The organism is Streptomyces sp. NPDC048606, assembly GCF_040650855.1.
Lineage (GTDB): Bacteria > Actinomycetota > Actinomycetes > Streptomycetales > Streptomycetaceae > Streptomyces.
This window is the reverse complement of record NZ_JBEZIB010000088.1, coordinates 1-6068: the sequence shown is the minus strand read 5'-3', so window position 1 is coordinate 6068 and position 6068 is coordinate 1. Positions and strand designations below refer to the sequence as shown.

Below are 6068 nucleotides of genomic sequence, written 5' to 3'. Positions count from 1 at the left end.
GCCGGCCGCCGGCCGCCTCCGCCGCCGCCCGCCCGCCGGCCGCCGCCCGCCGGCCGCCCGCCCGCCGGCCGCCGCCCGCCGGCCGCCCGCCCGCCGGCCGCCGGCCGCCTCCGCCGCCGCCCGCCCGCCGGCCGCCGCCCGCCGGCCTCCGCCGTCGCCGGCGTCCGCCCGCAGGCGTCCGCCCGCCGCCGCTGGCCTCCTCCGCCGCCGACCCTGTCGATTTCCCACGGGAAATCGACCTCCGCCCCGCTCGGCATGCCGATTCGAGATTGATTTGACAGGGTCCTGACAGCTCCGATTTCCCATGGGAAATCGGGCAATTGGTGTATACGGCTGCCGCTGACCGTCCATCGTTTCCTCTCGTCTGGCTAGACATGACAAAGCGCCCACCGTCGCAACGGTGAGCGCTTTGTCATGTCTGTGGCGCAGATCAGGAGGAGAGCTTGGCGAGCGCCTCCCACATCACTGCATCCGGCGTCGACCCGGTCCGCTGAGCAACTCCCCGAATCGCCTCGGAGTAGCGCGCCACGGCATCGGCGGGCATCCGCCACTCAACCTGCGGCGCGGGAGCGGACTGTTCGCCCTCCGGCTCCTTCTCCGAGACCGACGGAGGGGGAGCGGCGGCGGCTGGCGCGGGCGGGTTGATCATCCGCTCCAGTTCTGCACGCTGTTGCTCCACGGTCATCTCTTCGACTCCGGGGAGGGCGCCGAGCTGACGTGCCAGACGGATGGTCAGCCCTTCCCCGCCCTGGGCCCTGCTGATCACCTCGGCTTGCAGCTCCGAGTGGATCTTGAGCATGTTCTTTCGATGCGTGATCCACGGCGCCGACCAGCCCTCAGCCGCAGCAGCCGCCTTCGCGTGGGGGTATGTCGCCACGATCGAGAGGACCGACCGTGCCTCTTCGATCGGATTCAGATCCCGGCGTGCTGTGTTCTCGTCATGTGCCGCGCGGAGCACTGCGGCCGGACGCGTTGCGATCGAGTCGTCCGTGACGACCAGTAGGTCACTGCGGCCGAACTGCCTTGCCGCCGCCAACCGCCGGTTTCCGTTGATGATGACCAGCGTCGCCGCGCTGGCGGCTGACACCTCGGTGTCCTCCGGCCACAGTCGCAGGTACGCCGCCCGCGTGATCGCCAGACAGCTCTGCAACTGCCGCTCGGCGATACCCGCTAGGTCGTCGAGCGCCCCCAGGTCTGCCCGCGGATTCCGGGGACTGGGGATGCACCGGTCCAGGGGTACCCAGACCGCCGCTGGCCGACCGGCTGCGGGTGTCGGTTGGACCGTCTGCTTCTCGGGAGAAACATCCGTCCCAACCGCCGTCCTGCTGAACGACTCCATGATGGACGTGCGCCGACCGGAGGCCATTAAGACACCACTTCCTTTGCGGCGGCCGTGCGCATTCCGTGTTCAAGGGCGAACCGGAAAAAATCCTCGCGCGCTTGGAGCTCGACGCGGTTGTTGTGATACTGCGTGACCACCTTGGTCGCGTTGGTGTGCACGCGATACCGCCTGATGACGGTACGAGCGACCGGCCACCCGTGCCCCTCACAGAACGCGCGGGTGCCCTCCACGTAGGCGATGCCCTCCGCCGGCGGCCAGTTGTTGATGACGACGACGAACGGAACATTCCGCGGCTTGAGCACCCACTCGATGGTCTGCCAGGTCGGCTCGAACGAGTCAGGCTCAGTGAGGATCGGAACCACTACGTCGTCAGCCTGGTCCAGGAGCGCCGAGAGAAGCGTGCCGTACTTCTCGTCACCGAGGGGGTCCTTACCCGCGGCGTACTCCTCCGGCGTGATCTCCGCCCATCCCGGGGTGTCTACCCAGATATGGTCGTACGGCAGGCTCTTCAGCAGCGCGACGTTGGCGACGTCGCCGGAGATGTCGAGCACATCAAACGGCTGATCGGCCAGCCGAGCCGCGCGCCAGAGGGACGTACCCTGGGGGTCAGCGGAGGCCACCGCCACGGACGGCCTACCGTCGGGGCGAGCACCTGCCGTGTCGGCGCACACCGCGCCCATGTTCAAACTGATCAAACTCTTGCCTACGCCGCCTTTGCGGTTCGCAAGCAGATGCACTTGTGCCACTGAGGGCTCTCCGTTCACTTCGCTGGGCTGCCCAGCTACTTCGGGATGTACCGCCGCCGAGTCTGTCACAGCGGGCCGGGTGGAGCAGACATCAACTGACTAGAGCCGCCTGATGACGTAGGCCGACCCCTATCGGGAGCCGGCCTTGGTGTTGTGTGCTGCTCCTGGTGCTCGACGTCGAGCACCAGGAGCAGGGTCTACAGCGCGCCAGAGGAGAGGGCTGTCACGAGTGCGCCGAGGGCGTAGGCCGGGACGATGAGTGCGGGGCCGCCAGTGCACTTGGAGTCGCGGATGCCAGCCCACTCCGGTACACGAGCCACTTCAACACATTCGTTGTTCGCGCCGGAGGACGAGCCCTTGCGCCACGTAACGGCGGCGCGGTTGAGATCTGAGAGGGTCGGGCGGTCGATGCCCATGATCGGTACTCCTGTCTGTAGGGTGCCTGCGCCTCAGGCTGGTGTACGGACTGCGCGGCCCATGCAGACCAGCCACGGGGATTCCGGGGACGGCTGGACAATGCCCAACTCGGCGTACCCCCACCCTTCGTAAAGTTTCTGCACCTTTCCGTCGCCCGCCGCCGGGTTGACCATCAAAGTCACGTGCGGTTCCGGACGGGTCTCCAGAAGGGCATCGTGCATTCGGCGGGATACTCCGGTACCCCGGAAATCGGGGATCACCCCGATCTCCTTGATGGCTACCGCGTCACGCGTGGCATAGCGGGGAGGGGGAGTGCTGGTCATCCTCCGCCACCACCGGTCCCCAGGGCCGATGCCGTTGCCGTACGCGTACCCCACCGCGGATCCAGTGCTACGGACGTGAGCGATAGCAACGCCAAACCCCGTCTCGACGCCGTGACGATCGAGCCGGTCAAGGAACACGTCGAGGCGGTAGTTGGGGTGGTCGAGCAAGGGCGCCCGAACCTCCTGGTAGAGCGCTCCAATCACTTCCCGCAGTGCCGGGGTGAGGCTGGTGTGTAGGGTGATCGAGATCTCATTCACCGGACGGACTCCCTCGGGCTAGCGGTGTCGAGGTGGCCTCGCCACCGGTCCAAATGCGCACGGTCGGAGGACAGGGCACGGAGACGCGTTCCGAAAGCCTGGGTCATCCCAGCGATCCGTGGGTGTCCGAACACGACCTCGCCCGGGATCCTGCGGACCGTCACTAGGGCCTGGTCCACTTCGCCCTGCTCCAGTTGGGCACGTGCTACCCGAGCGGTCGTGATCGCCCGGGATCGCTGCATCGAGGGGCGGAGGCGGGCGAGGCAGCGATGACCAGCTGCTTCCGCCCGTGCCCAGTCTCTGGCAGTTGAGTAGGCAGAGCATTCCAGACTGTCGATCTCGGCGGCGTCGTAGAAGGCCAGGAGCCATGGGGGCCGGCCAGGGTCGTCGTCTCGGCGTGCGCGCGCAAGCGTGGAGCGGGCGCGGTCGAAGGTCCTTGCAGCCTGCTTGACGTCGCCACCGGCCGCGAGGATTGCGCCCTGTCGTGCCTGGCCCAGGGAGGCGATCATCGGGTCACGTGTGATGCCGAGGCGACGGGCTACGGCGTTGGCTGCGTCAGCTTCTCCCGGGCGTCCCATGTGCCGGTACATCGCGCCGGCGTGTGACCAAATTCTGAAGACGATCGCCTGGTCGCCGGACATGGCGGCGATCGCCTGAGCGTCCCGCAGATAGCGCTCTGCAGCCTCGTACCGTTGCCCATCAATCGCTGCCCACATCGCTGACGACTGGAACGCGGCGGCGGTAGCGTACAGGGCGGCCCGCACGGCTTGGGATGCCGACCCGGACTGTTGGAGAGCGAGTGCGCGGCCTGCGAAGTGTGCTGCCGCGGCCTCCACGCTCACCTGTCCACCGACCCTGTGATCGGAGGCGATGATCTCGCCGAAGCTTTGCCGGATGCGGGCTACGTCGGCCATGCCGATTCGTGAGGGTCCAGAGGCGGCGAAAGCTGGAGCGATGCCGGGGGCGGTGAGTGCGATGGTGGCTGCTGTCAGGACGCTGCGACGGGTGGGTTCCACTAGTGGCTCCGGTGCAGATGGTGAAGAGGCGGCGGAGCGCCTACCCCGAGGAAAGAACCCTAGGTCGATAGCGGATTTTCCCGACACCAGCTCAAGGGCCTTCAGTTGTGCCCCGTTGGGGCATCTGACCCGGCCGGACTTCCAAGATCGAATATTGGACGCCTCTAAGCCCCCCATTCGCCCGGTCAGTTCGCTGACGCCCTTGTTGACCAGGTCGGCGGCCTCTCTGGCGGATAGACCCTGTGCGGTGAGCCAGGCACAGAACTGGTCATTTCGCTGTGCGTGCATGGGCCAACACTAGGGCCTTCCGCCCGGATTCCGTCGGTAAAGGAAGCGTCAAATCGCCCTATGGGGTGCGGTGATGAAAACCCTTGATCGCCCTCCCTCACGGTGACCTCTGCGCGGTTCACTGACGATCAGCAGACCCCCGTGCTCCGGAGGTACATCGTGAGAGACAGTCAGCTCGACAACGAGTTCAACGCCCTCTACGCCACCCTGGCCGGCCTGCCGCCGGCGGCGCGGTGGGAGCGGATCATGCGGGAGATCGACCTAGCCGGCTCTCCACCCCCGGATGTCCTGGGGCTGCTGGCTGACCGCCTGCTGACGCTCGGTATCCCGCTGGTGGTGGGGGTCGAGGCGGTGCCGGTGCCGTCGCGGCCGGCGGCGGGCGTGATCGGGCTGGAGATGTGGGAGCGCGCGACGTCGGCGGTGACGGCGGAGCCGGCCTCCGAAGTGGGCCGTATCCGGGTGATCGACCGGTCCATGCGCGCGATGCGCGCCGCGCTCGTCGAGGTGGCGGACCGTACCGGGGACGTGTGGAGCTGGCCGGAGGAGTCGCGGTGAGCCGGCCGGTGTGTGTGGTGCTGGCGACGTCGGCGCTCGGCGCCTGGTGCGTGGTCGTCGCGGACATGATCGCGCGGGGGTGGGCGTGATGGTGCCTGGGGCGGCGCGGTGGGTGGCTGCTGCGCATCCGGAGCCGGCGCGGGTGTGGGCGGAGTGGGCGGAGAGGCGGGCGGCGCTGGTGCCGGCGGGCCGGCGCTGGGACGCGGTGGTGCTGCCGGTGACGCTGTATCAGCAGGTTGCGGAGGCGGCGCCGGCCGTGCTGGCCGGGGTGCCGGTGGTGGCCGACCGCCGGACGGAGTTGTACTACGTCCTGGTGCCTCCGGGCCGGGGTGCGGCGGTGGTGGCCGGGGTGCCCGGGGTGTCCGCGCGGGGTGTGGGTGCGTGGGTGGCGGTGAGGGACCCCGGGGTAGGGCGGGTGCGGGGGGCGCGGGTGGGGGTGTGGGTGCAGCCGCCGGGGCGCGGGGGCCGGCTCGCGGACCCGGTCGAGCTGCGTCGGGCGCTGGTGGCGGTGTGCCTCGGGCCGGCGTCCGCGCCGGCGGCGGGGGCCAGGCGGTGACCGGCCTGGGTGGGGGTCTGGTGTGGGTGCCGCCGGAGGGCCGGCTCGACGAATCCGCGGCGGCGTCCACGTGGGTCTGCGCCCCCTGTCAGGAGGTGCGGGCGTATGACCCGTGGGACGTCGAGACGGCTATGCGTGCGGGTATGACGGCCGGTCTGGCGTGTGTGGCGTGGGGGATCAGTCCGCCGTACGCCGACGCGGCGGCGGCGCTCACGGCCGGCCTGGTGGCCCATGCCCGCCGGGTGCTGGTCGGGCCGCGCCTCGTGATGACGCTCGCGCTTGATGGCGCCGAGCTGGTGGTGATGGTGCTCGCGCCGAGGGGTCGGTGCGTGGGCGTGCTCGACCCGCGCACGCATCCGGCCGTGGCACGGATAGCGGATGACGCGGACCACTACCGGGTGCCGGCGGGGCCGGTGGTGTGGGCGAGTGCGGGTGTGCCGGTGGAGGCGCTGGCCGCCTGAGGGGCGGTGGCGGGGTGTGGGTGGTGGTGGCCGGGGGTGTCTCACCCCCGGCCACCCGCGTTTACAGCCTGACAAATCATGTCATCTGACGGTGTATCAGATTGGT

At 69.2% G+C, this 6068-nt stretch carries 8 protein-coding genes; 3 read left to right on the top strand and 5 right to left on the bottom strand.

Annotated elements, in window-relative coordinates; genetic code table 11:
- Positions 1–430 precede the first annotated feature (430 nt).
- From AB0D01_RS39420 to AB0D01_RS39400, 5 genes are all read right to left on the bottom strand, one after another.
- Positions 431–1087, bottom strand: coding sequence for a hypothetical protein (locus AB0D01_RS39420; RefSeq protein ID WP_363064198.1), 657 nt, complete (start codon positions 1085–1087; stop codon positions 431–433).
- A gap of 278 nt (positions 1088–1365) precedes the next feature.
- On the bottom strand, positions 1366–2088 hold the full coding sequence (locus tag AB0D01_RS39415; RefSeq protein ID WP_363064196.1) for a ParA family protein: 723 nt from the start codon (positions 2086–2088) through the stop codon (positions 1366–1368).
- Between the two features lie 197 nt (positions 2089–2285).
- On the bottom strand, positions 2286–2504 hold the full coding sequence (locus tag AB0D01_RS39410; RefSeq protein WP_363064194.1) for a DUF397 domain-containing protein: 219 nt from the start codon (positions 2502–2504) through the stop codon (positions 2286–2288).
- A 33-nt stretch (positions 2505–2537) separates the two neighbouring features.
- Positions 2538–3086: a GNAT family N-acetyltransferase gene (locus AB0D01_RS39405; RefSeq protein WP_363064192.1), complete on the bottom strand. Its 549-nt coding sequence runs from the start codon at positions 3084–3086 to the stop codon at positions 2538–2540.
- Complete coding sequence (locus AB0D01_RS39400) at positions 3083–4000, bottom strand: hypothetical protein (protein ID WP_363064190.1); 918 nt, start codon at positions 3998–4000, stop codon at positions 3083–3085. Before AB0D01_RS39400 ends, AB0D01_RS39405 begins: the two co-directional genes overlap by 4 nt.
- A gap of 549 nt (positions 4001–4549) precedes the next feature.
- On the opposite strand from AB0D01_RS39400, the gene AB0D01_RS39395 reads away from it, so the two are divergent.
- The 3 genes from AB0D01_RS39395 to AB0D01_RS39385 all read left to right on the top strand — a co-directional run bounded on the left by AB0D01_RS39395 (position 4550) and on the right by AB0D01_RS39385 (position 5962).
- The gene (locus tag AB0D01_RS39395) at positions 4550–4945 is read left to right on the top strand and encodes a hypothetical protein (RefSeq protein ID WP_363064188.1); all 396 of its coding nucleotides are present in this window, start codon (positions 4550–4552) and stop codon (positions 4943–4945) included.
- A gap of 112 nt (positions 4946–5057) precedes the next feature.
- Positions 5058–5501 (top strand): hypothetical protein, encoded by a 444-nt coding sequence (locus AB0D01_RS39390; RefSeq protein ID WP_363064186.1) that lies wholly within the window; start codon positions 5058–5060, stop codon positions 5499–5501.
- Positions 5502–5644: 143 nt separating this feature from the next.
- Positions 5645–5962: a hypothetical protein gene (locus AB0D01_RS39385; protein WP_363064184.1), complete on the top strand. Its 318-nt coding sequence runs from the start codon at positions 5645–5647 to the stop codon at positions 5960–5962.
- Positions 5963–6068: the final 106 nt, after the last annotated feature.

Bases quoted from the DNA above. Each gene is read 5' to 3' on its own strand.
- AB0D01_RS39410 (WP_363064194.1), bottom strand. From the start codon at position 2,504: ATGGGCATCGACCGCCCGACCCTCTCAGATCTCAACCGCGCCGCCGTT.
- AB0D01_RS39400 (WP_363064190.1), bottom strand. From the start codon at position 4,000: ATGGCCGACGTAGCCCGCATCCGGCAAAGCTTCGGCGAGATCATCGCC.
- AB0D01_RS39385 (WP_363064184.1), top strand. From the start codon at position 5,645: ATGACGGCCGGTCTGGCGTGTGTGGCGTGGGGGATCAGTCCGCCGTAC.